The sequence below is a fragment of the Thalassospira sp. UBA1131 genome (genome assembly GCF_002311515.1).
Classification (GTDB): Bacteria; Pseudomonadota; Alphaproteobacteria; order Rhodospirillales; family Thalassospiraceae; genus Thalassospira.
The window spans coordinates 1-1,459 of record NZ_DCAO01000108.1; the positions used below are offsets into that span (position 1 = coordinate 1).

Consider the following 1,459-nt stretch of genomic DNA (forward strand, 5'->3'; position numbering starts at 1 on the left):
TCGCAAAAAGAAATCTTGATCAACGGCATGGCAGGCCTTAAAGAAAGGGCCAAGACTCTTATCGAGCTCGCCGACTCTTCGGCTTTCTACGTTACCGATGGCATTACGTCCGTTAACGAGAAAGCCCAGTCCCTGATTGATGGTGCACCTGAAGGTCTGTTCAAGGAACTGGCCAACAGTCTTGAAGCGCTTGATAACTGGACCGAAGAGGACGTTGACGCAAGTGTTCGCGCCATTGCCGATAAGTTTGAGTTAAAGCTTGGCAAAGTTGCGCAGCCCTTGCGGGCGGTGCTTACAGGCTCCAACTCTTCACCAGGCATTTTCGAAGTAATGATTGTGCTTGGCAAAACCCAAACGCTGAAACGCATTCGCCATTTTGATGCATAACAACAGCGAATTAAGAAAAACTAATAACCCGTTTGCGCTTTGTGCGCCGCAGCATTATGCTGCACACAACTTGAAACCGTGTTCGTTCAAACAGGGAAGGAAAAATAGTCATGGCATCTAATCCCAAGACTTCCCACACCGTGACAATGACCGACAATGCCACTGGCAAGTCGTTCGATATGCCGGTGATTGAGGGCAGTGTAGGCCCGTCTGTGATTGACATCCGCAAGCTGTATGCTGAAACCGGATATTTCACCTATGATCCGGGCTTCACTTCGACCGGCTCTTGCCAGTCGGAACTGACCTATATTGATGGCGACGTTGGTATTCTGCGTCACCGCGGTTATGCAATTGATGAACTTGCAGAAAATGCCGACTTCCTCGAAGTCTGCCATCTGCTGCTTTATGGTGAGCTGCCGAATGCCACCGACAAAGCCAAGTTCGAGAATGATATTACCATGCACACCATGGTCCACGAACAGATGCGCAATTTCTATAACGGTTTCCGCCGTGATGCGCATCCGATGGCGATCATGTGTGGCGTTGTTGGCGCATTGTCTGCGTTTTATCATGACAGCACCGACATCAACGATCCGAAGCAGCGGATGATTTCGGCCTATCGCCTGATTGCGAAAATGCCGACCATTGCGGCGATGGCGTATAAATATTCCATCGGTCAGCCGTTCCGTTATCCGAACAACAAGCTCGGTTATGCAGAAAACTTCCTGCAGATGATGTTTGGCAACCCGTGTGAAGACTATGAAGTCAATCCGGTTCTGGCCAAGGCAATGGATCGCATCCTGATCCTGCATGCCGACCATGAACAGAATGCGTCGACCTCGACCGTTCGTCTGGCCGGTTCTTCGGGTGCCAACCCGTTTGCATGTATTGCTGCTGGTATCGCATCGCTTTGGGGTCCGGCACATGGCGGCGCAAACGAAGCCGTTCTGGTCATGCTCAACGAAATCGGCGATGTGAAAAACATCCCGGAATATGTTGCAAAAGCAAAAGACAAGAACGATCCGTTCCGTCTGATGGGCTTTGGTCACCGCGTTTACAAAAACTACGATCC

The 1,459-nt window shown here is 50.4% G+C and carries 2 pseudogenes; both read left to right on the forward strand.

Annotated elements, in window-relative coordinates:
* Nucleotides 1-387 (forward strand): annotated as a pseudogene (locus tag B3Z49_RS17700) (glutamate--tRNA ligase); the annotation flags it as partial.
* A 179-nt stretch (nucleotides 388-566) separates the two neighbouring features.
* Nucleotides 567-1,459, forward strand: a pseudogene (gene gltA / locus B3Z49_RS17705) (citrate synthase); the annotation flags it as partial.